General features: G+C 61.3%; 27 protein-coding genes and 1 tRNA gene. 20 read left to right on the top strand and 8 right to left on the bottom strand.

Going from position 1 to position 26346, the window contains the following annotated elements; genetic code table 11:
* Nucleotides 1–37 precede the first annotated feature (37 nt).
* Nucleotides 38–1879 (top strand): alkaline phosphatase family protein, encoded by a 1842-nt coding sequence (locus J6525_RS39175; protein ID WP_225648647.1) that lies wholly within the window; start codon nt 38–40, stop codon nt 1877–1879.
* A gap of 43 nt (nt 1880–1922) precedes the next feature.
* Here the strand turns inward: J6525_RS39175 and J6525_RS39170 are convergent, their stop codons facing one another.
* Nucleotides 1923–2504 carry a hypothetical protein gene (locus J6525_RS39170; RefSeq protein WP_026192875.1) on the bottom strand — a complete coding sequence of 194 codons (582 nt, stop codon included), beginning with the start codon at nt 2502–2504 and terminating at the stop codon, nt 1923–1925.
* Between the two features lie 388 nt (nt 2505–2892).
* Here J6525_RS39170 and J6525_RS39165 point away from each other — a divergent pair, with 388 nt between their 5' ends.
* Together J6525_RS39165 and J6525_RS39160 are read left to right on the top strand one after the other, a co-directional pair.
* Complete coding sequence (locus J6525_RS39165; RefSeq protein ID WP_092088955.1) at nt 2893–3552, top strand: peroxiredoxin; 660 nt, start codon at nt 2893–2895, stop codon at nt 3550–3552.
* Between the two features lie 21 nt (nt 3553–3573).
* A complete protein-coding gene (locus tag J6525_RS39160) occupies nt 3574–5037 on the top strand; it encodes a cryptochrome/photolyase family protein (protein WP_225648646.1) in 1464 nt (487 codons plus the stop codon).
* Here J6525_RS39160 and J6525_RS39155 read toward each other — a convergent pair.
* Complete coding sequence (locus tag J6525_RS39155) at nt 5034–5906, bottom strand: DMT family transporter (RefSeq protein WP_092088959.1); 873 nt, start codon at nt 5904–5906, stop codon at nt 5034–5036. The genes J6525_RS39160 and J6525_RS39155 overlap by 4 nt on opposite strands.
* A gap of 518 nt (nt 5907–6424) precedes the next feature.
* Between J6525_RS39155 and J6525_RS39150 the strand changes: the two genes are divergently transcribed.
* A complete protein-coding gene (locus J6525_RS39150) occupies nt 6425–7252 on the top strand; it encodes a YkgJ family cysteine cluster protein (protein ID WP_225648644.1) in 828 nt (275 codons plus the stop codon).
* Between the two features lie 30 nt (nt 7253–7282).
* On the opposite strand, the gene J6525_RS39145 is transcribed toward J6525_RS39150, so the two are convergent.
* Nucleotides 7283–7657, bottom strand: coding sequence for a hypothetical protein (locus J6525_RS39145; protein WP_225648643.1), 375 nt, complete (start codon nt 7655–7657; stop codon nt 7283–7285).
* A gap of 140 nt (nt 7658–7797) precedes the next feature.
* Nucleotides 7798–8982 (bottom strand): MFS transporter, encoded by a 1185-nt coding sequence (locus J6525_RS39140; RefSeq protein WP_225648642.1) that lies wholly within the window; start codon nt 8980–8982, stop codon nt 7798–7800.
* Between the two features lie 115 nt (nt 8983–9097).
* Between J6525_RS39140 and J6525_RS39135 the strand changes: the two genes are divergently transcribed.
* From J6525_RS39135 to J6525_RS39115, 5 genes are all read left to right on the top strand, one after another.
* The gene (locus J6525_RS39135; protein ID WP_225648640.1) at nt 9098–9919 is read left to right on the top strand and encodes an AraC family transcriptional regulator; all 822 of its coding nucleotides are present in this window, start codon (nt 9098–9100) and stop codon (nt 9917–9919) included.
* 88 nt (nt 9920–10007) lie between these two features.
* Entirely contained in the window at nt 10008–10235 is a 228-nt protein-coding gene (locus J6525_RS39130) for a hypothetical protein (protein WP_076831268.1), read from the top strand.
* 85 nt (nt 10236–10320) lie between these two features.
* Nucleotides 10321–10539, top strand: coding sequence for a hypothetical protein (locus J6525_RS39125; protein ID WP_092088969.1), 219 nt, complete (start codon nt 10321–10323; stop codon nt 10537–10539).
* 13 nt (nt 10540–10552) lie between these two features.
* Entirely contained in the window at nt 10553–10855 is a 303-nt protein-coding gene (locus tag J6525_RS39120) for a plasmid stabilization protein (protein WP_092088971.1), read from the top strand.
* 770 nt (nt 10856–11625) lie between these two features.
* Nucleotides 11626–13896, top strand: a complete 2271-nt coding sequence (locus J6525_RS39115; protein ID WP_225648639.1) for a cation:proton antiporter domain-containing protein — start codon at nt 11626–11628, stop codon at nt 13894–13896.
* Nucleotides 13897–13960: 64 nt separating this feature from the next.
* Here the strand turns inward: J6525_RS39115 and J6525_RS39110 are convergent, their stop codons facing one another.
* Nucleotides 13961–14407: a hypothetical protein gene (locus tag J6525_RS39110; RefSeq protein ID WP_018272072.1), complete on the bottom strand. Its 447-nt coding sequence runs from the start codon at nt 14405–14407 to the stop codon at nt 13961–13963.
* Nucleotides 14408–14619: 212 nt separating this feature from the next.
* On the opposite strand from J6525_RS39110, the gene J6525_RS39105 reads away from it, so the two are divergent.
* The 3 genes from J6525_RS39105 to J6525_RS39095 all read left to right on the top strand — a co-directional run bounded on the left by J6525_RS39105 (nt 14620) and on the right by J6525_RS39095 (nt 16524).
* Nucleotides 14620–14892: a hypothetical protein gene (locus tag J6525_RS39105; RefSeq protein WP_076831273.1), complete on the top strand. Its 273-nt coding sequence runs from the start codon at nt 14620–14622 to the stop codon at nt 14890–14892.
* A 102-nt stretch (nt 14893–14994) separates the two neighbouring features.
* Nucleotides 14995–15071, top strand: a tRNA-Arg gene (locus J6525_RS39100).
* Nucleotides 15072–15297: 226 nt separating this feature from the next.
* Nucleotides 15298–16524 carry a tyrosine-type recombinase/integrase gene (locus J6525_RS39095; RefSeq protein WP_225648638.1) on the top strand — a complete coding sequence of 409 codons (1227 nt, stop codon included), beginning with the start codon at nt 15298–15300 and terminating at the stop codon, nt 16522–16524.
* 27 nt (nt 16525–16551) lie between these two features.
* Here J6525_RS39095 and J6525_RS39090 read toward each other — a convergent pair whose 3' ends face one another.
* Both J6525_RS39090 and J6525_RS39085 read right to left on the bottom strand, forming a co-directional pair.
* Nucleotides 16552–16812, bottom strand: a complete 261-nt coding sequence (locus J6525_RS39090; protein ID WP_225648637.1) for a helix-turn-helix domain-containing protein — start codon at nt 16810–16812, stop codon at nt 16552–16554.
* A gap of 265 nt (nt 16813–17077) precedes the next feature.
* Nucleotides 17078–17287, bottom strand: a complete 210-nt coding sequence (locus J6525_RS39085) for a helix-turn-helix domain-containing protein (RefSeq protein ID WP_141342269.1) — start codon at nt 17285–17287, stop codon at nt 17078–17080.
* A 169-nt stretch (nt 17288–17456) separates the two neighbouring features.
* Here J6525_RS39085 and J6525_RS39080 point away from each other — a divergent pair, with 169 nt between their 5' ends.
* The 5 genes from J6525_RS39080 (at nt 17457) to J6525_RS39060 (ending at nt 23312) form a co-directional block, all read left to right on the top strand.
* On the top strand, nt 17457–17735 hold the full coding sequence (locus J6525_RS39080; RefSeq protein ID WP_225648635.1) for a DNA -binding domain-containing protein: 279 nt from the start codon (nt 17457–17459) through the stop codon (nt 17733–17735).
* A 1189-nt stretch (nt 17736–18924) separates the two neighbouring features.
* Nucleotides 18925–19659 (top strand): DUF2924 domain-containing protein, encoded by a 735-nt coding sequence (locus tag J6525_RS47345; RefSeq protein ID WP_225648633.1) that lies wholly within the window; start codon nt 18925–18927, stop codon nt 19657–19659.
* Nucleotides 19660–19690: 31 nt separating this feature from the next.
* Nucleotides 19691–20785 carry a DNA adenine methylase gene (locus tag J6525_RS39070; protein ID WP_225648632.1) on the top strand — a complete coding sequence of 365 codons (1095 nt, stop codon included), beginning with the start codon at nt 19691–19693 and terminating at the stop codon, nt 20783–20785.
* Nucleotides 20785–21624, top strand: coding sequence for a DpnII family type II restriction endonuclease (locus tag J6525_RS39065; protein WP_225648631.1), 840 nt, complete (start codon nt 20785–20787; stop codon nt 21622–21624). Before J6525_RS39070 ends, J6525_RS39065 begins: the two co-directional genes overlap by 1 nt.
* Nucleotides 21621–23312, top strand: coding sequence for an AIPR family protein (locus J6525_RS39060; RefSeq protein ID WP_225648630.1), 1692 nt, complete (start codon nt 21621–21623; stop codon nt 23310–23312). The genes J6525_RS39065 and J6525_RS39060 overlap by 4 nt, the downstream gene beginning before the upstream one ends.
* A 60-nt stretch (nt 23313–23372) precedes the next feature.
* On the opposite strand, the gene J6525_RS39055 is transcribed toward J6525_RS39060, so the two are convergent.
* Entirely contained in the window at nt 23373–23582 is a 210-nt protein-coding gene (locus J6525_RS39055) for a helix-turn-helix transcriptional regulator (protein ID WP_225648627.1), read from the bottom strand.
* Between the two features lie 386 nt (nt 23583–23968).
* Here J6525_RS39055 and tnpA point away from each other — a divergent pair, with 386 nt between their 5' ends.
* From tnpA to tnpC, 3 genes are all read left to right on the top strand, one after another.
* Entirely contained in the window at nt 23969–24370 is a 402-nt protein-coding gene (tnpA, locus tag J6525_RS39050) for an IS66-like element accessory protein TnpA (protein WP_225648626.1), read from the top strand.
* 23 nt (nt 24371–24393) lie between these two features.
* On the top strand, nt 24394–24714 hold the full coding sequence (gene tnpB / locus J6525_RS39045) for an IS66 family insertion sequence element accessory protein TnpB (protein WP_430642467.1): 321 nt from the start codon (nt 24394–24396) through the stop codon (nt 24712–24714).
* 47 nt (nt 24715–24761) lie between these two features.
* The coding region (gene tnpC / locus J6525_RS39040) for an IS66 family transposase (RefSeq protein WP_225648625.1) at nt 24762–26346 on the top strand (1585 nt) is incomplete at its 3' end.

The raw sequence follows: 26346 nt of genomic DNA, 5'->3' as shown, positions 1-26346 counted from the left end.
CGGGCTGCCGCGGGGCTTCATCAGGGGGAATAACACTATGCGTCGTGCCATTACCTTACTGTCCGCGAGCATGATCGCGCTTTCGGCGGGCGCCGCCTCGGCGCAGAACGCCAAGCCCCGCAACCTGATCCTGTTCGTCCCCGACGGCCTGCGCGGCGGCATCGTGACGCCGGAGACGGCACCGGCCATGGCCGAGATCCGCGACAAGGGCGTCAATTTCAAGAATTCGCACTCGCTGTTCCCGACCTTCACGATGGCTAACAGCTCGGCGCTGTCGACCGGCCATTATCTCGGCGACACCGGCACCTTCTCCAACACGATCTATACCGGCTACACCTCGGTGCCCGCCGGCGACACCGTGGTCCCCTTCATCGAGAACGACGCGGTGCTCGCCGATGTCGACGATCACTTCAACGGCGACTACCTCAACGAGGAGACGCTGCTGAAGCTGGCCCGCGGCCAGGGTTTCAGCACCGCCGCCATCGGCAAGGTCGGCCCGACCCTGCTGTTCGACCACACCGATCGCGGCAAGAACACGATCGTGATCGACGATTCCACCGGCGGCAAGACCGGCGTGCCGCTCTCCGACGAGATGAAGGAGGCGCTGACCAAAGCGGGCCTGCCGCTCGCCACCCCGAGCCGCGGCGACAACGCCAAGGCGGGCGATGCCAAGACGCCCGGCACAACGGTCGCCAACGTGGCGCAGCAGGCCTACATGGCCGACGTCGCGACCAAGGTGGTGCTGCCGATGTTCAAGGCGCGCAACAAGCCGTTCGTGCTGGTATTCTGGTCGCGCGATCCGGACGGCAGCCAGCACAACACCGGCGACAGCCTCAACACCATCACCCCCGGCATCAACGGCCCGACCTCGATGGCCGGCATCAAGAACGCCGACAATAACCTCGCGCAGCTGCGCAAGGCGCTCGACGAGCTCGGGCTTTCCGCCGACACCAACATCATGGTCTCCTCCGACCACGGCTTCTCGACGATCTCGAAGGAGAGCAAGACCAGCCCCTCGGCCAAGATCGCCTACAGCGACACGCCGAAGGATTTCCTGCCGATGGGCTTCTTGGCGATCGACCTCGCCAAGGCGCTGGACCTGCCGCTGTTCGATCCCAACGACAAGAACGCGAAGGTTGCCGACAATGCCCACCCGAAGGCCGGCAACGGCGTGCTCGGCCAGGATCCGGCCAAGCCTGACGTCGTGATCGCGACCAATGGCGGCTCGGATCTGATCTATCTGCCGAACCGCGACAAGAAGCTCGCCGACCGCGTCATCAAGGCGCTGCTCGAGCAGGACTATGTCAGCGGCCTGTTTGTCGACGACAAGCTCGGCACTTTCCCCGGCACGCTGCCGATGTCGAACCTCAATCTGAAGGGCAAGGCGGTGACGCCGAACCCGTCGATCGTGGTCAATTTCCGCTCCTGGTCGAGCGGCTGCGAGATCCCGACCAACTGCTCGGTGCAGGTTGCCGATACCGTGCTGCGCCAGGGCCAGGGCATGCATGGCAGCTTCAGCCGCGGCGACACCTTCAACTTCGCCGCGGCGATCGGCCCCGACTTCAAGGCGGGCTATGTCGATCCGCTGCCGGTCAGCAACGCCGATGTCGGCATGACCGCGGCCCAGCTGCTCGGCCTGCGCGCGCCGAACAATGGCGGCTTGATCGGCCGGGTGATGTCGGAGGCGCTGCCGAACGGCATCGTGCCGAAGATGGCCGAGGGCACCATCATGTCGAAGAAGCCGTCGGCCAACGGCCTGCGCACCGTGCTGAAATTCCAACGCGTGCTCTCGACCCGCTATTTCGACGTCGCCGGGTTTCCGGGGCGGACGCTCGGGCTCGAGGAAACCAGCGGCAAACAGAAAACGGCGGGGAAGTAATCCCCGCCGCTCTCGTCGAATTCCAGTCGCGCGGGATGATGGCTTACATCATCCCGATGTCGAACACGTTGGGGAGCTGCGCCGCGAGCGGCAGCGCGGTCGCGCCGACCAGCGTCGCCACCATCGCCGCGAGCGCGCGTCCGGTGCGGCGCTGACCGCGCATCTGGCCCGCGATCCACTCCAGAACCTTGGTGTCCATCTTGGCGCCCTGCCTCGGCGCCCAGCGATCGATCTCGGTGTCGGGCGACAGCGCCACCGTGCGCGGCGGCACCGGCAGGCCGGACTCGGAGGCGGCATGGTGGGCGATCGCCTTGGCGAGCAGATCGTCGAACCGGCCGCCATCGCTGCGCTCGGCGGCGGCCTCGTTGATCGCGAACAGCGCCTCGATCTCGGCCCGGCTGACCGGCTGATGCTCGACCGCGGCCGCCGTCAGGATGCGCGCGCACCAGGCAGCGTCATCGGCATCGAGCGACCGGGAGAAATGGATGCGGCCCTTGGTGGTCGGGCCTTCGCCGGTGATCACGCCGTCGCGCACGATGGTGAGCGCATGGGCGGCAGTCTTGCGGCAGGACGGATGCAACGCACCGCTGAGAGGCTCAGCGGTCTTGGTACTTGGGGTAGACATTGTGGGAGCTTTCAATTCCTATCTCAGGCCAGCTTTTCCATGCGGGCGTAAACGAGTGGTTAATGATTCGGAACTTGCGTTCCGAGATTTTTAGATGGTTGCTATTTGGTCGCTTTAAACGTCGTCACGGTTCAGTCCTATAGCAGCCAGGGCCGGCGTGATGACTGCGATAAGCGGCATTATCTGGGCATTTCCAAGCCTTTGTGCCGCAGCTGATATTTCGCCGCAGGGATCCGGATCAAAACAAGTTGCTTGGAATTCCACCCTCAAGGAGAAATGTTTCACCTTTTTTCAGAACCCGTTCACTTAAGCCTTATCCCGTCCTATACTGGAACAGACAGCCTCAAATACAAATTCAATCGCAACTTCAAAGAGATGAGGTAAAATCATGGCACTTCAGATTGGCGCCGTCGCCCCCGACTTCGAAGCCGAGACCACCGAAGGAAAGATCAAGTTCCATGACTGGATCGGCAACAGCTGGGCGCTTTTGTTCTCCCATCCCAAGGACTTCACCCCGGTCTGCACCACCGAGCTCGGTGCGCTCGCCCGCCTGAAGCCTGAGTTCGACAAGCGCGGCGTCAAGCTGATGGGCTTGTCGGTCGACCCGGTGGACCGCCACGCCAAATGGTCCGACGACATCAAGGAAACCCAGGGCGCGGCGCCGAACTATCCGATGATCGGCGACACCGATTTCAACGTGTCGAAGCTCTACGACATGCTGCCGGCCTCGACCTCGGGCGATCCCCTCACCCGCACCCCTGCCGACAACCAGACCGTCCGCAACGTGTTCGTGATCGGACCGGACAAGAAGATCAAGCTGGTGATGGTCTATCCGATGACCACCGGCCGGAATTTCCAGGAGATCCTGCGCTCGATCGACTCGCTCCAGATGACCGCCAAGCACCGCGTCGCCACCCCTGCCGACTGGAAGCAGGGCGAGGACGTGATCATCGCGGGCTCGGTCAGCGACGACGAGGCCAAGACGATCTACCCGCAGGGCTGGAAGGCGCCGAAGCCTTACATCCGCATCGTGCCGCAGCCGAAGTAACGGCAGGCTCACTGCGTCCGGGTGACCCGCGCACAGCCGATCATCGTCTGGTTTCGCGACGATCTGCGGCTGTCGGATCACCCGGCGTTGCATGAGGCGGCGGCAAGCGGCGCGCCGGTCGTCGGCCTCTATGTGCGTGACGAAGAGAGCCGTGCATTGATGCCGCCGGCCGTACGTCGGCTCGGGGGTGCGACGCGCTGGTGGCTGGCGCAGTCGTTGCGCGCACTCGGCAAAAGCCTCACCATGGCAGGCGGATCGCTGGTGCTGCGCACCGGACCGGCCGCGTCGGTGATCGCCACGGTGGCGCGCGAAATCGGCGCACGCGCCGTATTCTGGAACGACATCGCGCAGGCACCGCATCAGGCCGTTGCCAGAGAAGTCGAAGCCGCGCTCGCAAGTGACGGCATCGACTCGCAAATTTTCCGCGGCGATCTGCTCGTCGAACCGAAGGCGATCCGCAACAAGGACAACCGGGGCTTGCGCGTGTTCACGCCGTTCTGGCGGCGCGTCCAAGGCCTCGGCGATCCGCCAAGGCCGTTGCCGGCGCCGAAGAGACTCACATCCATCGGCGGCATCGCGAGCGACGCCCTCGATGACTGGGGTCTCGAACCGACACGGCCGGATTGGGCCGGCGGCCTGCGCGAGACCTGGACACCGGGTGAAGCAGCGGCGCAGGCGCGGCTGAAGCGATTCCTCGATGAGGGGATCATCGGTTACGCCGACGACCGCGATCGGCCCGACCGCGACGGCACCTCGCGCCTGTCGCCACATCTGCGCTTCGGCGAGATCAGCCCGCGGCAGGTGTGGCACGCGGCCCGCTTCGCCGCCGCGGAAGACTCGCGCCTTGCCGGCGACATCGGCAAGTTCCTCAGCGAGCTCGGCTGGCGCGAATTCTGCCGCCATCTGCTGTTCGACGTCCCCGATATGGCGGATCGGAACTTGCAGGAGCTGTTCGATGCCTTTCGGTGGAGGCGCAACGCTCTTGCCTTGGAGGCGTGGCAGCGCGGACTCACCGGCTATCCGATCGTCGATGCCGGCATGCGCGAGCTCTGGCACAGCGGCGTGATGCACAACCGGGTGCGGATGGTGGCGGCCTCGTTCCTGGTCAAGCACCTCTTGATCGACTGGCGCACAGGCGAACAATGGTTCTGGGATACGCTGGTCGATGCCGATGCCGGCTCCAATCCCGCCAACTGGCAATGGGTCGCGGGCTGCGGCGCTGACGCCGCGCCCTATTTCCGCGTCTTCAATCCGGTCCTGCAGGGCGAGAAATTCGATCCCGACGGCGGCTATGTCAGGCGCTGGGTGCCGGAGCTCGCGCAGCTCTCCAACGAGCTGATCCATCAGCCCTGGACAGCGACACCGATCGAGCTGGCGAGCGCCGACATCGAACTCGGCAAGACGTACCCGCCGCCGATCGTTGATCACAAGCAGGGGCGCGAACGCGCGCTTGCAGCTTACGCGAAGATCCGTCGCAAAGACTAAGCGCGGCGATTGACCAGCAGCACCGCCGCGGCGCAGGCGGCCATGCCGGCAATGGCGACATGATCCAGCCGTTCGTCGAACAGGACGTAGGCCATCAGCGCGGTCACCGCCGGCACCAGATAGAACAGGCTCGCGACCGAGGTCGCGGCGTGGTGACGGATCAGCCAGTACAACAGCCCGATCGAACCGATCGACAGCGCGAACACCAGCCAGGCCAGCGCCAGCACGAACTCGCCGGTCCAATGCACCACATTGGTCTCGAACACAAAGGCGCCGATGCCGAAGAAGATCGTCACCGCGATGTACTGCACCAGATTGCCGGCGCGCCAGTCGATCCGGTTGCAATAGCGCCGTTGATAGAGCGTGCCCAAGGTGATGCTGATCAGCGAGACGCCGGAGGCGAGCCAGCCCCACCCCGCCTCGCCCGTCATCGGCCGGTTGTGCAGGATCAAGACGACGCCGGCGAGGCCGAGCACCAACCCGCCCCATTGCAGCGGCGTGACGCGCTCGCCCAGCCAGCGGTTGGCAATCGTCGAGGTCAGGATCGGCTGCAGGCCCGGGATCAAGGCCGAGAGCCCCGCCGGAACCGAATGCGCGATCGCAATCGCGGTGCCGCCGAGGTAGAAGCCGTGCACCAGGATGCCGGCGACCGCGCTGTGGAGAATGCCAGTCCGGTCCGGCCAGTTCGGCCGCGCGATCGCGGCGATGACCGCCATCACCACCACCACGAACGCCATCCGGATCGCCAGATAGGTCAGCGGCTCCGCATTGTTGATGACGTATTTGGTGCCGATGAATCCGGTGCTCCACAGCACGACAAAGATCGCCGGCGCCAGACGAGCGGCAGTTTCCTCGAAGCTCTTGTTCATTGCAGGCTGTCATTGCCTGAAGACGAGGCAGCCAGCAATCGTGAATTTAAGAGGGTGGCGGCGAGCCCGCGGCTTTAAGCAGGTGGCGCCTCACCCACAGTGTCGTCCCTGCGAAAGTGTTCGGTCCCGTGTGATTGGCGAGGGCCTGGATTGGCGCCAGGTAGCCGAGGCATTTGAGGCGGGTCCGATTGTAGTCGTGGACGAACCTGGCGATGAAGGCGTCGCGGTCGGCGTGGTTGACAAAGGTACGGCGCGCGCTGCCCCGTTTGTCACTCTGACCTTGCAGACGCTCGCGGACCCAACGCCTGTCGCTGCCAATCACGACGATTTGTCCTCAGGGATGCCATGCGCGTTTATCGGATGCGACATGTCGCCCTCGCCGATACGCTTCGGTAGAATCTCGCAGCCGTCGGTCGCGGCACGTTCCGGATTGCACTGGAATCTACCGTCGCCGAATACCGGCGGCCAAAAACACTGCACAAGAAGAGCCGGCCACGAGCCGGACAAGAAGAAAAACAATGGATCAAGTGGCGTTGGTCGTCGTTCGGGCGGTCGAGAGCGGAGCGACGACGACGAAAGATATTATCGGCGTGACCAGATTATCGCGCCTCAAGGTCGAGCGTGCACTGAGCACGCTGGAGAAGCAGAAGCTGCTCCTCCGCGACCGGCAGGGCTCGTGGGCCCTAGGCTTTCCCGTGGCTCCGACGGTCAGGCAATGCGGATCATGCACCCTCTGCTGCAAGGTGCTTGAGGTGACCGATCTCAGCAAGCCGGTGAATACGGTCTGCAACCACATCCTGGCGGGCGGCGGATGCGAGATCTACCACGAGCGTCCCCGGCAGTGCCGGTCATTCAGCTGTGCCTGGCTGCAAGGCCACCTCGATGATGATTGGTTTCCGGAGACCGCGGGCATGGTGCCGCATTTCGGGCTCGACGCGCTGAATGTGCAGGTCGACCTCGATGATCCCGACCGCTGGCGCGAGGAACCTTATTTCAGCAAGCTGTGCGAACTTTCGTTGAAGGGCCTCAGGGTAAGTGAAGGGCGGCCGTATGCCACCCTCGTCATCGTCGGTCAGGACCGCTACCTGCTGCTCGGGCGGACCATCGTGCCCGATCCAACGCTGTTCGGCACCGCCTTCGTGCCGATTACGCTCGACACCTTCCGCTACTGGAAGGCAACATCGCTTGAGCATCTGCAGCGGTTGAACGATCGGGTCATGGAGATCCAGCGCATCCAGCAGGAGTTCGGCCATTGCGCCATCCCTGACGACGACGATCCCTCCCCGCCTTACCGGCCGGCTCTTCTCCAACGGTCGAAGGAACTGGGCGTGATACGCACGACGTGACGACAGCCGGACACAGCGCAGGTCAGTTCGTCATCTGAGGTGATACTTCCTGCCGTTGGTATTCGGGTCTGTGTTGTCGCTTGTCGAGAACATCAAGGCCGGGCCGAAGTAACTCCAGGTGTCCCGGTAAAATGCGAATCGGCCGGCACCTTTGTCGATGATCTCTTGCTGGGCGGTGTTCGCGGGGCCGAGAAGCCGGTCGTCTTCGTACAATCGGGCAGTCTCGAGCGTGCCGTCCACGTATTTGACGGGGATGAGATACGCATATCCCTTGTAAAGACGGAAGGCGCCACGCAACAGGTTCCTGTCGATCGGACTCGGAGGAACCAGAAAAAGGAATGCGCTCGACGCCAAGGCAAAGAGCGTCGATCCGATCGCGATGCGCGTGCTGGCAGATGTCCTCAACAATACTTTTCCCTTGGCTCTTGCTTGCGAGGCCTCCCGCCTTCTCTAGCGCGCGCCTGCGGCGCAGACAACCGACCGCCCGCCGCCACGCCTTGTGGCGAGCCGAATCTGGCTCGCGGTATTTCCGCATCGAACGACAATCAGATTGTCGCCGCGCGGCCGGCCGATCGGCCCAGGACTGCCATCAGCATCGCCGCGACGGCGCAGCATGCGAGCCCAACCTCCCAGCGTCCGGTCGCATCATGGGCAAGTCCGGCGAGCGGCGGGCCCGCGGCGGCGAGCGAATAGCCGAGGCACTGCGCCATGCCCGACAGCGCTGCCGCCTGGTGGCTGTGCGAGGTTCGCAAGCTGACGAATGTCAAGCCGAGGATGAAGGCTGCACCCGCCCCGAAGCCGAACAGCGCGACCCACAGCATTGCGAGCGCCGGAAGCTGCCACAATCCCAGCAGCGAGACGCAGGTCGCAAGCGACACGGCAATCGCAATCCCGCGCTGGTCCTTCATGCGCCGGACCATCGGCCCGAGGATCAGGCCGGGAAGCGCGGTCGCCAATTGCAGCACACCGTGCAGCGTACCCGCCGTCGCCGCCGGGTAGCCTGCCTGCACGAGGATGGCGGGCAACCATCCGACGATGATGTAGAACACCAGCGAGGTCAGGCCGAGGAAGCCAGTCACCTGCCAGGCGAGCAGCGAGTACCAGATGCGCCCGCGATGCGGCGGCGAGGCCGGCTCGACCGTCGGGGCCGCGTGAGTCCCCAGCTGGGGTGCCCAGGCTATCAGCGCCACCACCGGAAAGATCAGCGTGCTCGCAAGCGAGAAATGCCAGTTCGATCCCGGCAATTGCGCAAGCGGGATGGCCACGACAGATGCGAGCGCCTGGGCCAATGCGGACGTGATCGCGTAAGCGCCGGTCAGGCTGGCGATACGGGTCGGAAAGTCCCGCTTGAGCAGGCTCGGCAGCAGCACATTTCCAACGGCGATTCCGGCACCAATGGTGGCGGTGCCCGCGAACAGCGCCCAGACCGGACCGGACGAGCGCAGCGCGATCCCGGCCGCGATGACAAGCAGCGCACCGAACAGCGACCGCTCGATGCCCCATTCGCGCCCGAGCACAGCTGCAACAGGTGAGATCGCGGCGAACGCCAGCAAGGGCAGCGTCGTCAGGATTCCGGCCTCCGCCGCGCTGATCCCGCTGGTCTCACTGATCATGCCGAGCATCGGCGCGACGCCGGTAATGGGCGCGCGGAGCGTCGAGGCGATCAGCAGGATCCCCGTCAACAACAGCCCCTGCCCGCCCAGCGTGCGCATCGGCGCAATCATCGTCATCGCATGCTCCTGCCCATCTGCATGCGCCAAGCTATCGACTTGGCTGTCGGAAGAATTTACATATCTGTTCTATCGATCGCTAAATTCGGTCACTCGACGAGTTTTCAGCTCCGTTATGGGCTTTCAACTTCGCTATCCCTGGCCGGACCTTGATCCGGATGACGTCGCGGCGGCGGCCATCGCCGTGCGCCTCGACGTCACCGAAAACAAGGTCGAGGCGGCCGAGCATGCGCACCAGAAGGGACAGCTCGTCTTCGCGCTCGGCGGCGACGTGATGTGCCGCGTTCCGAACGGGTTGTGGATGGTGCCGCCGCATTGCGGCGTCTGGCTTCCCGGCGGCACGCGCCACGCCAATATCGCAACCGCCAATGCACGAATCTTCTTCGTCTTCATCGAGCCCGGTGCGGCCGACCTGCCCGACCGCTGCTGCACATTGTCGATCTCACCCTTGCTGCGAGAGCTGATCATCGCGCTTTCCGACCGTATGCAGCAGGACCACGGCACTGAAACCCTCGTTGCGCAATTGCTGCTGAGCGAATTGCCGCGCATGCCGCTGCAGCAGCTGCATCTGCCGATCTCGCCCGAGCCACGCTTGCGACGGATCGCGGCAGCGCTCGCCGACGATCCGGCCGATCGCCGCACGATGGCCGAATGGGCCGAACGCGTGGCGCTGAGCGAGAGCAGTCTCGCGCGTCTCATCCTGAGGGAAACCGGCCTGACATTCGGACGCTGGCGTCAGCAACTGCATTTGATCGTCGCGTTGCGCGAACTCTCCGCCGGCGCGAGCGTTCAGCAGGTCTCGTCCGAACTCGGTTATGAATCCGTCACAGCCTTCATCACCATGTTCAAGAAGGCGCTCGGCAAGCCACCGGCGAAATATCTCAGCGATATCATGCAAGGGAGCGGCTCGGCGTTCGCGGCTGGCGGGCGAATTTAGGAACACCGGTCGGCAACGGACGTTTTCGACATATCGGGCCAACGACAAGCGAGCCGCCTGCGCCAAGCCAATGCAGCGAGGATGCCAGATGCCCTACGCCCTGTTCGATCGCGACAGACAGATCGACAAGGCTTTTCCGACGGAGAAGCAAGCGTGGGAACATGCACTGATCTGCGGACTGATCTTCGACGTTCCGGTGGCGGATGAAGCGCCGGGCCAGGTGCTGCCGGCCGGCTATCACATGAAGCGAATTCCCGGCGACAGCGAAGTCTTCGAACCGGCGCCCGAATGGAAGTTACCGAACGAAATTTCGTGATCGGCCCGCGGCAGGGTTGCCGGTTGCGATCGTGACGTTGCGCGATAAGTAACGCCGAACCAGACCAACAATTCAGGATGAGCGCATGGCCGAAACCGGCAAGATTTTTCACGTTCGCTGCGTCGACAACACGTTGCAGCGGGACACGCTCTCGCTCGGACGCGTCTACGAGGTGACAAAGGATATCGAACGTGACGGCTATTACGAGCTCAGCGGATTGGGCCGCTTCAGCCGGTCCAGATTCGAGGTCGTCGAGACGAACGACGACACGGCCGAAGTCCGGCAGACGTCTCGATCAAAATAGACAGGAGAACGCGATGCCCAGAGGCGACAAGTCGAGTTATACCGACAAGCAGAAGCGGCAGGCCGAGCATATCGAGGAAGGCTACGAGACGCGTGGCGTTCCGGATCGCGAGGCCGAGCGGCGCGCATGGGCGACCGTCAACAAGGAGACCCACGGCGGCAAGAAGAGCGGCTCCGGCCGCGGCACGCGCGAGGATCATTCCCCGTCGCGCAAGGGCGGCAAGCTCGGCGGCAAGGCCGCCGCGAGCCGCCCCCGCGCGGAGCGGTCGCGCTCGGCGAAAAAGGCGGCACGCACCCGCAAACGCCGGGCCGCCTGACCGGCGCGGGCGTCACCTACAGACAGGAAGGCAACACCGCACGCCCGACCATGATCCGGGAAAATGCGCAGCGATTTTCCGAGAAATCATGCTCAAACAATGAGCTAGAGCGCGATGACAACGGCACCCGATCTCATCGCGCGTTAGGCGACGGCTCGCAAATGCGTGATCGGGCGCCACCACCGATTGCCTTCATTTCGGCACCTATCGGGAACAGGCTGTCGGCCCAGGAAGCAAAAGCGAAGCAAAGGCGGCCACCGCAGGGGGGTGCCTGCAATTGACGTATCGGTCCCATAGCAGCTGGCAGGACGTGGATCTGCGCAATCTCGTCCGGGTCATATCGGCCTGCACCCTCGGGCTTTGGGCATTTGCGGCCGGCCTCCTGATCGGGACCTTCCTGCTTTGATGGATCAGCGCGGCACGCGCCGCCTTCCTACCCGCCGCTCAAGTGATGCGCGGCGACGAACAGGACGAGCGCACTAAGCACCAATGCCGATGTAGCGCCGGCAACGCTACGCGCGAGCTCAGCCTTCGAAAGATTGGATCTGGTTGCCATTGCAGCCTCCCGTTCGCGCGAGCTGAGCCACAGCCGCTCCGGCGGTCAGCCTCATGGAGACATTCGCATCACCAGGATGAACGCATCATGAGCAAAACGAACCGCCGGCGCCTCTGTTCCAAAATCTGACCGAGGGGATCGCTTTCGGAACCCGGGCGTTGACCGCATGCGGCAAGCCGGCCGAGCCGCGCCGGAATTGGAAATCGGAGATGCCATGGTGATCCGCTGGGGGCGGCTTCAACCGGCGATTTGGGCGACCGTCATCCTGCTCGTGAGCATCACGGCAGCCGACGCTGCCGGCGACAAGGCGAGCAAGCCATCCGAGTTCATCCTGCTCGTCCAGATCGCGCTCCTGATCGCGGTCGGGCGCGGTCTCGGCGAATTGATGCAGCGGATCGGCCAGCCCTCCGTGATCGGCGAACTGCTAGGCGGCCTGTTGCTCGGACCATCGCTGTTCGGCTGGTTGTGGCCGTCGGCGCACGGCGTGATCTTTCCGCCGTCCGGCGAGCAGAAGGCGCTGATCGATGGCATTGCGCAGGTCGGCATCCTGCTCCTGTTGCTGCTGACGGGCATGGACACCGACCTCAAGCTGGTGCGAAAGGTCGGCCGCGCCGCGATCACGATCTCGGTGGCGGGCATCGCGGTGCCGTTTGTCTGCGGCTTCGTGCTCGGCGAATTCCTTCCCGACGACCTGCTGCCGTATCCCGAAGCGCGGCTGATCGCATCGCTGTTTCTCGGTACGGCGCTGTCGATCTCCTCGGTGAAGATCGTCGCCGTAGTGGTGCGCGAAATGAACTTCATGCGCCGCAATGTCGGCCAGATCATCGTCGCCAGCGCGATCATCGACGACACCCTCGGCTGGATCATCATCGCTGTCATCTTCAGCCTTGCCTCGCGCGGCAGCCTCGACATCCTCTCGGTCGCGCAGGCGCTGTTCGGCACCCTCGCCTTCCTCGCGGTCAGCTTCACGATCGGCCGGCGGCTGGTGTTCCGGCTGATCCGCTGGGCCAACGACAATCTGGTCTCTTCGGCGGCGGTGATCACCGTGATCCTGCTGTTGATGAGCGGGATGGCGATGATCACGCATCTGATCGGCGTGCACACCGTGCTCGGCGCCTTCATCGCCGGCGTGCTGGTCGGGGAATCCCCGATCCTGACCCGGCAGATCGACGAGCGGCTGCGCGGGCTGATCTCGAGCCTGTTCATGCCGGTATTCTTCGGGCTCGCCGGCCTCAGCGCCGACCTCACGGTGTTGAAGGATCCGTCGGTGCTGGGGCTGACCGCGGCGCTGGTGCTGATTGCGAGCATCGGCAAGTTCGGCGGCGCCTTTGCCGGCGGTGCGCTCGGCGGGCTGACCCGGCAGGAATCCTATGCGCTGGCGAGCGGCATGAATGCGCGCGGCTCGACCGAGGTGATCATCGCCACCATCGGCCTGTCGATGGGGGTGCTGAGCCAGACCATGTTCTCGATGATCGTGACCATGGCGATCCTGACCACGATGGCGATGCCGCCGATGCTGCGCAGCGCGCTGGCGCGGCTACCGCTCGGCCAGGACGAGAAGGAGCGGCTGGAGCGCGAGGAATATGAGCAGCGCGGCTTCGTCGCCAATCTCGAGCGGCTGCTGCTCGCGGTCGACGAGAGCAGCAACGCGACATTCGCCGCGCATCTCGCCGGCCAGCTCGCCGGCGGGCGCGGTCTGCCGATCACGGTGCTGCATGTCGGCGCCAACGCCAAGCTGCAGGAGAAGAACCGTGCCGATGAGGAGAGCCCCGAGGCGGCGGTCATCAACGCGGCCAAGGCGAGCGCCGAAGCCGATGCCGACGGCGGCGGCGGCGGCAATGTCGACGTCATCAGCCGCGCCCGCGAGGAGACGGCGGCGGAGGCGATCGCCGAGGAAGCCAAAAAAGGTTTCGACCTGCTGGTGGTCGGCATGGACGCGGTCGCCGGTCCCGACGGCGGCTTCGACCGGCGGCTCGACGACCTGACCTCCGGCTTCGACGGCCCGCTGGCGATCGCGGCCGCCAAGGGCATCCACGAGAAGGAGCCGACGGCGAATGCGCGGAAGATCCTGGTGCCGGTCTCGGGCAGCAACGTCTCGCGGCGCGGAGCCGAGGTCGCGATCGCGCTGGCGCGCCTCTCAAGCGAGCCGCTGCAGGTGGTCTACGTCTCGACCACGCGCGACAAGGGCGCCCGCCGCACCAGCCCCAGCATGTCGCTCGCGCATGAGGAGGCGATCCTGAAGGACATCGCGGCGACCGCGGCGCGCTATGACATCAACGTGACGACGCGGCTGCGCGCTAATACCGCACCTGAGATCGCGATCCTGCAGGAGATCGCGTCAAGCCGGGCCGACCTTGTCGTGATCGGCGTCGACCGCATCCAGGGCGACAGGCTGAATTTCGGCAGCATCGCCGCGGCCGTGCTCGGCAAGTCGAAGGCGTCCGTGCTGCTGGTGTCGGATGGCAACGTCAGGCCCAAGACTTGAATTCCCAAGACCTGAACCCCAGGACTTGAAGGCCCAAAACCTGGAACAAGGAGCGCGTCCGCGCCTACCACTCTTCCGGACAGGGATCGACGATCTTCCAGAGATCGACCCCGTTCTTGATCTTCTTCATCTCGGTGGTGAGCCCGCCATTGCGGCGGATCCAGTCCTTCACCGTATCGGGGTAGTAGGACATCAGGTCGGAGGTGCCCTCGAGGCTGGTGACCTTGATGCCGAAGGTGAAGGCCTTGTCGTAATAGGCCTGGTGGAAGCCGATGCTGGCCCGCGGCGTAACGCAGATCTTGTTCAGTGGCACGATGCCGAACACCAGCGTGCAGGCCGAGTTGCAGATGCCGTCGATCACGACGCGCTCGCGGCGCTCGCGGATCTGCTTGTACTTGGCCTTGTACTCCTCGACATAGCCGCCATGGTCGCGCGTGATGTGCAGCACCGCCCGCGCGGGCGTCGCGGCCAGAACCGAGAGCAGCAAGGCGACAAGGGGCGTGATGCGCATGGATCGTTCGAAACCGCGGGAAAGGCCGGGCCCGGGCGGACCTGACCGCAAGACTCTGGCCGGACTGTGTTGGCAATCCGTTAAGCATCCGCAAAAAGGCAAAATTTGGCGCGCTGTGGCTGATTTCCCGCAGCTTTTGGCCCCGATTCCGGGTTAAATGGACCCCGGGGCGGCCCACAATGCCGATTCCCGTAAATGACCGGAGGCCGCCCATGACCAAGACCAAGCTTTTCGCCGCCCTCGCTCTGGCCGTGATGGCCCTGACCCCGGCGGCTGCGGCCGACCTCACGGCCCATCCGCGCCACCACCGGCATCACCACCACGCCCATTGGGGCCTGCCCTACCACATCAGCTATCTGCACAATTACGGCCCCGGCCCGACTGCCGGCAGCTTCGCCTATTACGACGGCTCCCCGCGCAACAAGTGCTACCAGAGCGCGGCCGCCTATATCGGCCAGGACCACCGCCGGCATCCCTGCTTCTGACGGCTATAAGGGAGACGGCGGGACGTGCCGGCACCGCTGGGTGCCGCGCTCCGTGCCTGCCTGCTGGCCCTCGCCACCCAAGTCTGATAATCGACCCGCAACGCGCTCGTAGCTCAGCTGGATAGAGCATCGGATTTCGATTCCGAGGGTCGGGAGTTCGAATCTCTCCGAGCGCGCCAAGCCCGCTTTTGCCGCCCTTCGCTCATCGTCGCCGGCGGCCTCCACCGACCAACTAAGCGCCTGTTTTACATCTCGTTTTCGCGTCGCCGAGCGTCGTCGGCCGTCGCTCGTCGTCGCCGGCGATCAAGCGCCGGAACGCCCCTTTTGCTGCCCCTCGATCTGAGTTAGAATCTCCCATCGCCGAAAGGCGCGTTATTTTGCGAGGGACAGGAGTTCGAATCTCCCATGCAGATTCCAACCGAAAAACCGGAGATCACCGCAAAGAACTACCTCTCCGTCGGTCCTGGCGAGTACCCGTGCGGCAACAACCTCTACCTGATCGTCACCCCCAGCGGCGGCCGGCGCTGGGCGTTCCGTTACCAGCGCAATGGCATCGTCAGAAAGATGGGTTTCGGCTCGGCCAAAGCTGCAGGCCTCAAGCCCTCAGAGGCCAAGGACAGGGCGATCGACGCCCTGCGGCTTCTTGCCAAAGGGACCGATCCGCGAGATCAACGCGACGAGGAAAGACGCCGCGAGCAAGGATCGCGTCTGTTTGGTGAATTCGCCGAGGAATGGCGGCAGACTTATGAGACCGGCCTGAAACACAAAGCTGCGCGCAACAAGCTTCGGCGCATCGTACAGGTTACCTGCCAACCGCTGCACAAGCTGCAACTCGACCAGATTGAAACCGAACATGTTAGCGGAGTCCTGCGGAAGGTCTGGCATCAGCGCGAGGTCTCTCGCGATGCACGCCAGCGGATCAAAAAGATTCTGGACGCGGCGATAGCGCTGAATCTACGGCCGAAACACAACCCGGCGGACTGGGACAGCCGACTGAAGCCGATTATGCCGAAGCAGCGAAAGCGGGGCACCGTCCGCGGCAGTCATAAGGCCATGGATTACCATGATCTGCCGGTATTCATGCAGAAGCTCAACGCTGATCCCGATCAAAGCGCGCGGGCGCTCGAGGTCGCAATCCTCACGCTGGCTCGAACCAATGAGGTGCAGAACATGCGCTGGCCGCAACTCGATCTCGAAGGCGGGCTTTGGGATCTGAACACGCTTGATACCAAAAACGAACGGCCCAAACGGACGCCGATGCCCCGACAGACCTTAGCCTATCTGCGCGAGGCTTATCAGAGCCGCGTTAGTGACGAGTTCGTATTTCCAGGTCGCAGCCTAAAGCAGCCGATCTCAAATATGACCATGCTCATACATCTGAAGGAGATCACCGGAGACGAAACACTGACGGTCCACGGCTTCCGGACCACGTTCCGGACCTGGGCACAGGAGGAAACCGACTTCGAGGAGGAGATCGTCGAGCATTGCCTACATCACATCACCGGCGATGATGCTGAAAAAGCCTATAAGCGCGGTGAGGCGCTCAAGAAGCGTCGTGTCGTGATGCAGGCGTTTGCTGACTTCGCGACGCGACCACCGAAAAACAACGTCAAATCGATAAGGGCCGCCTGACTGGCTGTCTCCGCCCGCCGCTAGGTATCAGGCTTCGAAGCCATCGCGACCATCGGGTAGGTTCTCCAAGAAGGAAGCCAGGTCGGCGCGCGTGATGATGGTCCGTGTGCCGTACTTGCGAATTCGCAAACGCCCCTCCCTAATCGCCTTATAGACGGACGTCTGGCCAAGTGACGTAAGTGCAGCGACTTCCGGAACAGTGAGGGCAAGTTTTTCTGCCGCAAGACGCAGTGGCGCGTCGCGTTTTGTTATCCTCGATGTTGCTTTTGCTTGCGGTTGGTCGGTCACGGACATTCGCCCACCCAGTTCGCCCCGTTGAAATAGGTGGCCAACGCTAGAGTTGAAGGAAGTGGTCGACAACGGCCGAATACCAATCGGCGCGATTTCGGACGCGATTGCGTACAATTCGGATGGTTATCCAAGGGTACAGCAACCGTCTGCCACGGTACCAAGAGCAACGGTGCAGAATACGTTTATTCGAAATCAATATGGGACGAGCAGCACAATGCCGTTCAAGGAAGTACTGCTTGTTTTGAAAGAGGCTTTGGAAGCTTCAATCCGACAGTAGTCTAGACAGCGGTATCGCAAGAACGTCTGCGATGCGCGCCATCACCAATAAACTCGGGTTACGCTTGCCGCGTTCAATTCCGCCCACGTAAGTCAGATCGATCTCGGATTCAAAGGCCAGTTCTTCCTGAGTCATTCCTCGCTGTTTGCGAAATTTGCGAACGTTCCTGCCAACAATTGCGCGCCAATCCTGCATTGTAGGATCGGGCATTGTCGGGTATATAGTCTCTAGGGAATATAGTCCATATTTTGCATTTTTCGTATGAGCTCCGTTGCCTGCGCCGAGTGCCGATTTAAGCGACTCGCCAAGCTTCTGTGCTCGTGACGAAGATCTCTGAATGGATGCGCATTCAACGAGGATCCCAATGCGAAAACCGACGATCGATCCCACTATCGCTGACGTCGCTCCGGTCGACGCAACGCTCACGGTCTACGATGAGCAGCATCTGCGCACCTATCTTCGTTTACTCGATGCTGATGCGGGCGGCACTGATTGGCGCGAAATCACACAGACCTTGCTGCGCATCGACCCCGGCCAAGAGCCAGACCGTGCACGCAAAGCATTTGAGAGTCATTTGGCTCGTGCCAAATGGATGTCCGAGTGTGGATATCGGCAGCTGCTGCGCGGCGGAACCTCCAATTAGGGAATCGGGTGACCTAAACGCTCCGAGGAGCGAAGTTATCGTCCTCGTCCCCCTCCGTCGAGAGAGGTGCTCAGCTCGCACCAAGCCTTACCTGCCTGGCCGGCCCTTGCCGGGCCGGCGATATCCGGTCAAGGCCGCCAGCCGCGAAGCGGGGGCGCGAAGCGCCAGCCTTGAGGGGATGGCGCCGGTCCGGCCCACTCGCACCCGGTAGGCAACGCCATCGCGATGTCACAAACCAAGTCCGCGTTTCCGTCCAAATGTCACTCGATACCGCACCCCGGCACGAGCGTCGGGTCTCTTTGCCGAGCTCCCAAGACGCATCCCGATCGTCTGGCGAGGCCTCGTCGCGATGACGTGGCTGCATTCTGGGTCTATGGTGCGCTCGGAGGGCGGATTCATTCGCTGTGATTTCAATAAGTTACGAAGCCGAACGAGGGATCTCGGTGCCTTTCCTTGCGTGAGGGTGCCTTTCGCCGAGCAAGCTTTTCGAGACCTTCTCCGAATTTGCCGGCGCGCGCCCTTTGACCGATCGGTTCCCTTCCGGGGTGAATCTGGCGGCTTGAGCACGTGACTTTTAATCATTGGGTCGAGGGTTCGAGTCCCTCCGCGCTCACCAAACAATATCAATCACTTAGTGATAAATCTATTGGTCGACAGAATTGAGAAAGGTATGCCATACGTACCGGCTTTATCGGGTATTCTCAGGGCGCACGGTGGCATTTGGCATGAGTTGAGCCCCCGCTCGTAGCTGAAAGCGTTGCTTGGGAGAGGTCTGTGCTGAACGATAGCGTATACCGCTTGTCCTCCCCTCCCCAAACGCGAACAGCGCCCAAGTAAGTGGCTCCTAAGACCGTGTCGGCAACGAAGCGACCGCCGATATAGAGACCTATGCGACCGTTGCGTATGGTGAAATCACCATCGCAATCGATGTAGGAGAGAGCGACGCGCGCCTTCTGCGTCGCATCGTCTGCAAGACACATACGTGGCGCGTTCGAAAGCAGTATCGCAGTGCAAATCGCAACAGTCTGAGCCAGCGTTTGAGTATTCATTTGTACCCCCTGGAGTGCCCTCTAAGCCTTAAACGACCAACTCATCTCTATGCGTGGCTGCCTGCAATCGTTGTGCGATCCAAGTCTACGCCACCTGTGGTTACAATGGGTACGGCTAAACTGATTCGGGGCAACCAGTTGTGCAGACCAAGGCTAAGAGGCCGCGTCGCCTGAAGCGCGAGGCATTGGTTTTTGCTCATCTTGAGCGAGTGTCAAAGGATCTTCTGATTGATCACCCCGATATCGTGCGGGAGTTGATCGGTCGAAACGCTGGAGTTTATGCGCTCTACCGCAAGAACAAGCTCTACTATGTCGGTCTCGCCAGCGCGCTTCGTAGTCGACTAACGGCCCACGGGAAAAATCGGCACGGAAACTCGTGGGATCACTTTTCGGTCTACCTTACTATTCGGGATCAGCACCTCAGAGAAATTGAGGCGCTGTTGCTGAGAATCACGCGGCCGCCGGGAGCTAGGCAGACCGGTAAGTTGGCGCAATCGCGTGATATGAAGCGCCAGATCATGCGAGGCATCCGCGCCAAACAAGCAAAGCACATTTCTTCTTTGTTTGATTGGCGACAGGTTCGGGAAGAACCCGAAAAGCCAAAGAAGGTCCGCGGAGAGTCCGATCTAGTTCGCCTCCTCCCAGCGGGGGCCAAACTGCGAGCCGACTATAAAGGCAAAGTCTACAGCGCCCGCGCACGCAGAGACGGAACGGTTCGGTATCGAGGCGCGAATTACGAATCTCTGAGCCATGCCGGAAAGGCAGTCGTACGACGACCTGTGAATGGCTGGTGGTTCTGGAAGATCGAACGTGGCAAGGGCAATTGGGTTCGGTTAACAAAGATCAGGCGCGCGGGCACGCCGATCTATGGCTGACACCTTACGCATCGGCATCAGGGAGTGACATATGGGCAATGTTGTTGCGCTCAAGCGGCCGACGGAAGGATCCGTCGTCACAGCTAGTTTGGAAGATCCCCCTACCTTTGCGCGCGCTTTGAACTATCCCGAGCTTCGCTATATGGGATCCAAAAAGCGCCTGCTTGCCTGGATCGGTCAGGTCCTGAACACCTTAGATTTTGAAACCGCGCTCGATCCCTTTTCGGGCACAGGATCTGTCGGTTACCTTATCAAGACCATGGAGCGGCGTGTCGTCGCTTCCGATTTTCTGAATTTCTCCTCTCTCATTGCACGCGCGACGATCGAGAACAACTCGCGCCAACTGGATGGTAGCCATATCAAGGCGTTGCTCAACGTGCGCAAATCTCCAAGCTTTATCCAGCGGACATTTCAAGGCATCTTTTATACGAGCGACGATCTTAGATTCCTCGATCAAGTTTCGGCCAACATTCGGCGACTCGATCATCCTCACCTTCAAGCTCTCGCGTATGCTGCCCTGTTTCGGTCTTGCCTGAAGCGCCAACCCCGAGGAGTATTTACCGTCTCGGGCGATCTCTCGCGCTATGACGATGGTCGTCGCGACCTTCGCCTCTCGATCGAAGAGCACTTCATTGAACAGGTAAAGGTCTTCAATGAAGCCGTTTTCCACAACGGTCGCCGAAACAAGGCGCTTCGCGGGGACGTTTTCGAAGCGCCATCGCGTGGGATTGACCTTGTCTATCTCGATCCTCCCTACGTGCCGCGTTCTGACGATAATTGCTACATCAAGCGGTACCACTTCCTCGAAGGGTTGGCTTCCTACTGGGACGGCCTACCAGTCGATATGACTACCAAAGTTCGAAAGATCGAAAAAAAGTACACGCCCTTCAGCTATCGCAAATCCGCCATCGACGCATTTGATCGATTGTTCGCACGTTTTTCCAAAAGCATCATCGTTCTGTCTTACAGCTCAAATGGCTTCCCTGACCTTGAGCATCTTGAAGCGTTGCTCCGTCGCTACAAGAAATCCGTGCGCGTCTTTGACAGGCAGCATCGCTACCATTTTGGTACGCACGAGAATGTGGAGCGTTCGAAAGTTACAGAATATTTGATTGTAGGACAGTGATGCAGCGTGTTGTTCAATCCCTCCAGGATATTTTATCAGTCCTGAAGCCGCTTACAGTCGATTGGCAGGACGATGTCGCCACTAGGGTAATCGGAAAGCTAAAGGCAATACCTGTTTCGAGTAATTACGACCTTGAGGCGGTCGGCAAACTCTTAGATGAAGATTTTGAAGACGGTCTTTTGATTTGTAGGTTATTTCTCGGCCTATCCAAAGACCAGTTCACCGCGAGTCTTAGCGAAGCATTGGGAAGCGCAGGCGCAGGTAAGACCCGATTTAAGCGTGATCGAGCAGGATATCTCGCTGGTCTTGCCGGCCTTGGTATCGCCGATGCCATGGTGGCCGAAGTGACGCGCGAAGTGCATTGGAGCGACACCCTGGTGGAGCGGCTTCGAAGTGGGCGGGGAAGCGCAATCAGCGGTCAGCGACGCGGTCGCGGCTTGGAGGATTTCGCCGAAGAACTAGTTCGAAAAGTTTTTGGATCAAACTTTGCGTCTCGTTCAAATTTTGTAGGAGCGCGAGGTCTGATAGCGAAATGCGATATCGCGATTCCATCAATGGAGGACCCTCGCATCGTTATCGAATCGAAGGCATACGGCGCGACCGGATCGAAAATGACCGACGTTATCGGTGACATAGAAAAAATAATCTCGGCCAAGCGTTCAGACACCGCGTTCTTGTTCGTTACAGACGGGTTATCGTGGCGGCAAAGGCAGAGCGACCTCAGGAAGATCGTAAGCTATCAAAACAACGGCGACATTACCCGCATTTACACACTTGCTAGCTCGGCTGACCTTGTTGCGGATCTCACGACATTGAAAACTGAGATGGGAATCGCATGAGTATTCTGCACGTCAATCAGATCGACGGCGCATTGCATCGCTATTTCGACGGGAAAATAGATCTAGCCGACACCCAACTGGGCACCCCTGCCTCGGAAAAGGTCTTCCTGACGAGAGCCCTCGCCGCTTTCGCTATAATGCAACTCGGCGGCACTTCTGCCGATGATGCCGCACTCGCGGTCACGGATGGCACCGGTGACAATGGAATTGATGCGCTCCACTACGACCGCCTGACAAAGACAATGTATGTCGTCCAAGCCAAATGGCATTCAGACGGTAACGGCGCCTTCGATCGCGCAGACATGCTCAAGTTCACGAAGGGCTTTGATGATCTGACAACACAGGACTTCGCGAGGTTCAATGCAAAGATCCAGAACAAAGCCGCGATAATCAGGGAGGGCCTCCACGACGACAAAGCTAGATACGTCCTGGTTCCGATCCATACCGGCACGAGCGAATTTGCACTCGAAGTTCAGCAGGACCTCGACGACTGCCTCGACAAATACAATGATACGGCGGATCCAGCCGCAACGGCGCTTCTCGAGGTCAGAGTTCTAAAACAGGCGGACGTGCACGCTTTGGTTGCCCGGGGGACTCAAGGAGATCCTATCGATCTCGACGTCGTCCTTTTTCAATGGGGTGAGGCTGCCGATCCGTTTTCTGTGTATGGACAAGTGGCCGCGAGCGACGTTGCCACGTGGTGGAAGGACCACTACCCTCAAATTGTGTCTCAAAACATTCGCATGTTTTTAGGGGCAGACACGGAAGTGAACGCGGGCCTGCATAACACCCTACTCAATGACCCTAAGCATTTCTGGCACTTCAACAACGGCATCACAGTTATCTGCCGAGAAGTTAGCCCGAAGATGGTTGGCGGTAAGAGTAAGGAATCTGGATACTTCAACTGTTACGACGTGCGCATCGTAAATGGAGCCCAAACTGCCGGGTCGATAGCCGCCGCGTACGACAAAAAGAAAGAAGCAGTTGAGCAAGCGAGAGTGCAAATTCGTTTCATTGCAGTGGGAAATGCCCAGCAGGCGTCGCTGGGAGACGAAATCACCAAGGCCACGAACACGCAAAACCGGATCAATCCAAAAGACTTCGTTTCGCTCGATCCAGAACAGAGCCGCCTTCGAACGGAGATGATGATCGAAGGGATATTCTACAATTACAAATCCGGCGACGGGGCAATACGCGATCAAAGAACTACGGACATTGAAGAAGCGACCGTTGCCCTCGCATGCGCTAGTCCCGAGTTGTCGCACTCCACATTGGCCAAGCGCGAAATCGGACGCTTATGGGAGGACACCACAAAAGCTCCATACAAAGCATTGTTTAATCCAAGCGTCTCGGGTTTGAAACTTTGGCAGGCAGTGAAGCTCCTTCGGATCATCGAAGTGGCTGTAGCAGCTAAGCTTTCCACCGTTAGTGGGAGGGAGGAAGGATTCTTCATTCACGGAAATCGCTTCATTGCACACCAAGTCTTTCAACGGCTGCCGACGGCTATCGTCAGCGCATCGGCTCCCCTTCCTGCGACGATAGCGCAGGATATCGTGACCCTTGTCGAGGACATTCACAGTCGACTTTCGATGCAGGCGAACAACCTGTACCCGCAGGCTTATCTAGCTCAGCTCTTTAAGAATCAGCAGAAGCTCACCGCCATATCGAAAGCGATGGCAACTTCTTGATTCATCTTTCGGCGTTCTCTACGCGAGGATTCCACCTTGGTGGCCATCTCGCGTCTGGAGCTATAGGCGCTTCTTTTTCTGAGGCGGCAGAATTAGCTCATAGGGCTGGACCGAGAGCGCCTTTGCTAGTTTATCCGGTATCTTCAGGCTAGCGTAGAATGAACCCTTTTCTAGCTGGCTCAGGTAGCTGCGGCTGACCTCGGCCTCATAGGCTAGATCGTCCTGCGCAAACCCCTTTTCATTGCGCAGGCGGCGGAGATTGGCTGCCAATATGTCCCGAAAGTCCCTTCGAAACGTCGTTAGCGCAGCGTATGTTCGAATAGTTGGCGCAGTATCTCCCCGAGAGTATCAACCCGCACATTGGGCCGATCCAGACGCGTGCCATCCTTGTTGCGACGTCCCTTAGCCGCCCTAAGCTCGCCTACTGCCGGAAGCGGCTCTCCTGGCGCAGCTCCCAGCAATAGAACCGCTGCAGCTCAAGGCTTCGCTAACGCCGATCCAGACCACGCAGTCACTTGGCTTATCAAATAGCGACCGAGAGATTGAAACTCTGAATGGTTTGCTTCGCGGTACGCATCCGACGGGGGCCGTCTTGCGTGACGGGTAGTAATTCGCGAAGCGTGTGACCTTAAGTCTAGCTTTAAGGTCATCAGGCGATGCGGGTCGAGGTTTTGGGCGGGCTGGAGCGGCGGCGGCGCTGGTCGCAGGACGACAAGGCACGGATTGTCGAGGAGACGTTGGCGCCGGGCGCGAAGGTGACTGAGGTTGCGCGTCGCAACGGAGTAGCGGCCAGCCTGGTGTTTACCTGGCGTCGACAAGCACGGACATCGAAACAAGTTGTACCATCTTTTACGCCGGTGCAGATCGCCGCCGTAGCGGCATCCGCTGAGGAAACTCCGAAGCTTTTGCCTACGGTTGATGGCCGAGTTCGCTCCGTGGCAGCCGCGCGTACTGGATTGATAGAGATCGATCTCGGCAACCGACGGTGCATCCGGGTGGATGCGCACGTCGATCCGGAGGCGCTGGCGCGGGTCCTCGATGTGCTTGGACGCCGATGATTGCGATACCGGGGAATGTGCGAGTGTGGCTCGCGACAGGCTACACGGATATGCGCAGAGGCTTTCCGTCGCTGGCACTCCAAGTGCAGGAGGTGCTGCACAAAGACCCGCTCAGCGGTCATCTGTTCGTCTTCCGCGGTCGCCGCAGCGATCTTGTGAAGGCGATCTGGCACGATGGCCAGGGAGCCTGCTTGTTCACAAAAAGGCTCGAGAGAGGAAAGTTCATCTGGCCATCGGTTGCCGGTGAATCGGTAACGATCTCGCCGGCGCAGTTGAGCTATCTGCTGTCCGGGATCGATTGGCGTAACCCTCAAGAAACCCATCGGCCGACGCGGGTCGGATAGCCGCTTTTACGGTTTGAATCTGCTGCTTGATCTGATTCAATGGCTTCATGATATCGAAGCCGGACGATCTTCCATCGGACCTTGCGAGTGCCCTGGCGGCGCTGCAGGCTGAGCGTGAGGCGCGGCTGCGAGCCGAGGCGGTGGCTGCCAGTGCGCAGGCGGAGCTGTCGGACAACGAGGCGCTGATCGCGCATCTCGAGCTGCGGATCGAGAAGCTCAAACGCGAACTGTACGGGCAGCGCTCCGAGCGCTCGGCACGGCTGCTCGAGCAGCTGGAGTTGGAGCTCGAAGAACTCGTCACCACAGCGAGCGAGGATGAGCTTGCCGCGCAGGCCGCAGCGGCGAAGACGCAGAACGTCCGCCCCTTCATGCGCAAGCGGCCGGTGCGCAAGCCATGGCCGGACGACATCGAACGCGAGCGCATCGTCATTGAGGCTCCAACGACCTGTGCCTGCTGCGGTGGATCGCGGCTGGCGAAGATCGGTGAGGATGTGACCGGGACGCTGGAGGAGATCCCGCGCCGCTTCAAGCTGATCGAGACGGTACGCGAGAAGTTCACCTGCCGCGATTGCGAGAAGATCAGCCAGCCGCCCGCGCCGTTCCACGCGACGCCGCGCGGCTTCATCGGCCCACAATTGCTGGCGACGATCCTGTTCGACAAGTTCGGCATGCATATCCCACTCAACCGCCAGAGTGCGCGCTTCAAGGCCGAGGGGATCGACCTGCCGCTGTCGACGCTGGCCGACCAGGTCGGCCACGGGACCTTCGCCGTCATGCCGCTCTTCCACTTGATCGAACGCCATGTGCTCGCGGCCGAGCGCCTTCATGGCGATGACACCACCATCCGTATCCTGGCGAAGGGCAAGTGCACGACCGGGCGGATCTGGACTTATGTGCGGGATGACCGGCCCTTCGCCGGGCCTGCGCCGCCGGCGGCGGTCTATTACGCCTCGAGCGACCGACGAGGCGAGCACCCCCAGAAGCATCTGGCCTCCTTCACGGGTATCCTGCAATGCGACTGTTACAGCGGCTTCGAGCCGCTGTTCGACCCGCAGAAGAAGGTGCTGCCGATGACGCCGGCGTTTTGCTTTGCCCATGCGCGGCGGGGCTTCTTCGAGCTGGCTGACATCGAGAAAAATGCCCGGGAAGGTAAGAAGGGCAAACCGGTCTCTCCGATCGCGCTGGAGGCGGTCAGACACCTCGATGCGTTGTTCGAGATCGAGCGCGCCATGAACGGCCGCGACGCCGACGAGCGGCGCGCCGTGCGCCAGGAAAAGAGCAAGCCGCTTCTCGAGGACATGCACGCCTGGTTGTTGCGCGAGCGCGAAACCCTCTCGCGCTCCTCCGAGGTCCTGAAGCCTATGAATTACATGCTCAGGCGCTGGGACGACTTCGGCCGCTTCCTCGACGATGGCAGGATCTGCTTGACCAACAATTGCGCTGAGCGCGCATTGAGAGGCATCGCCTTGGGAAGGCGCAACTGGACCTTCGCTGGTAGCCAGCGTGGCGCCGACCGTGCCGCCATCATGCTGACGATGATCACGACCTGTCGCCTCAACGACGTCGATCCCAAGGCCTGGCTCGCCGAGGTCCTCGCCCGGATCGCCGATCTTCCCGCGTCGCGCCTGCACG

Origin of the sequence: Bradyrhizobium australafricanum, from assembly GCF_020329495.1 — a bacterium.
Classification (GTDB): Bacteria; Pseudomonadota; Alphaproteobacteria; order Rhizobiales; family Xanthobacteraceae; genus Bradyrhizobium; species Bradyrhizobium australafricanum.
Note: the sequence above shows the minus strand (reverse complement) of the source record. Positions and strands in the feature narration are given on the sequence as shown.

Coding starts and splice junctions, on each gene's coding strand:
- J6525_RS39175 (WP_225648647.1), top strand. CDS start 38: ATGCGTCGTGCCATTACCTTACTGTCCGCGAGCATGATCGCGCTTTCG.
- J6525_RS39170 (WP_026192875.1), bottom strand. CDS start 2,504: ATGTCTACCCCAAGTACCAAGACCGCTGAGCCTCTCAGCGGTGCGTTG.
- J6525_RS39165 (WP_092088955.1), top strand. CDS start 2,893: ATGGCACTTCAGATTGGCGCCGTCGCCCCCGACTTCGAAGCCGAGACC.
- J6525_RS39155 (WP_092088959.1), bottom strand. CDS start 5,906: ATGAACAAGAGCTTCGAGGAAACTGCCGCTCGTCTGGCGCCGGCGATC.
- J6525_RS39150 (WP_225648644.1), top strand. CDS start 6,425: ATGGATCAAGTGGCGTTGGTCGTCGTTCGGGCGGTCGAGAGCGGAGCG.
- J6525_RS39140 (WP_225648642.1), bottom strand. CDS start 8,982: ATGACGATGATTGCGCCGATGCGCACGCTGGGCGGGCAGGGGCTGTTG.
- J6525_RS39135 (WP_225648640.1), top strand. CDS start 9,098: ATGGGCTTTCAACTTCGCTATCCCTGGCCGGACCTTGATCCGGATGAC.
- J6525_RS39130 (WP_076831268.1), top strand. CDS start 10,008: ATGCCCTACGCCCTGTTCGATCGCGACAGACAGATCGACAAGGCTTTT.
- J6525_RS39125 (WP_092088969.1), top strand. CDS start 10,321: ATGGCCGAAACCGGCAAGATTTTTCACGTTCGCTGCGTCGACAACACG.
- J6525_RS39120 (WP_092088971.1), top strand. CDS start 10,553: ATGCCCAGAGGCGACAAGTCGAGTTATACCGACAAGCAGAAGCGGCAG.
- J6525_RS39115 (WP_225648639.1), top strand. CDS start 11,626: ATGGTGATCCGCTGGGGGCGGCTTCAACCGGCGATTTGGGCGACCGTC.
- J6525_RS39110 (WP_018272072.1), bottom strand. CDS start 14,407: ATGCGCATCACGCCCCTTGTCGCCTTGCTGCTCTCGGTTCTGGCCGCG.
- J6525_RS39105 (WP_076831273.1), top strand. CDS start 14,620: ATGACCAAGACCAAGCTTTTCGCCGCCCTCGCTCTGGCCGTGATGGCC.
- J6525_RS39095 (WP_225648638.1), top strand. CDS start 15,298: ATGCAGATTCCAACCGAAAAACCGGAGATCACCGCAAAGAACTACCTC.
- J6525_RS39085 (WP_141342269.1), bottom strand. CDS start 17,287: ATGCAGGATTGGCGCGCAATTGTTGGCAGGAACGTTCGCAAATTTCGC.
- J6525_RS39080 (WP_225648635.1), top strand. CDS start 17,457: ATGCGAAAACCGACGATCGATCCCACTATCGCTGACGTCGCTCCGGTC.
- J6525_RS39070 (WP_225648632.1), top strand. CDS start 19,691: ATGGGCAATGTTGTTGCGCTCAAGCGGCCGACGGAAGGATCCGTCGTC.
- J6525_RS39065 (WP_225648631.1), top strand. CDS start 20,785: ATGCAGCGTGTTGTTCAATCCCTCCAGGATATTTTATCAGTCCTGAAG.
- J6525_RS39060 (WP_225648630.1), top strand. CDS start 21,621: ATGAGTATTCTGCACGTCAATCAGATCGACGGCGCATTGCATCGCTAT.
- tnpA (WP_225648626.1), top strand. CDS start 23,969: ATGCGGGTCGAGGTTTTGGGCGGGCTGGAGCGGCGGCGGCGCTGGTCG.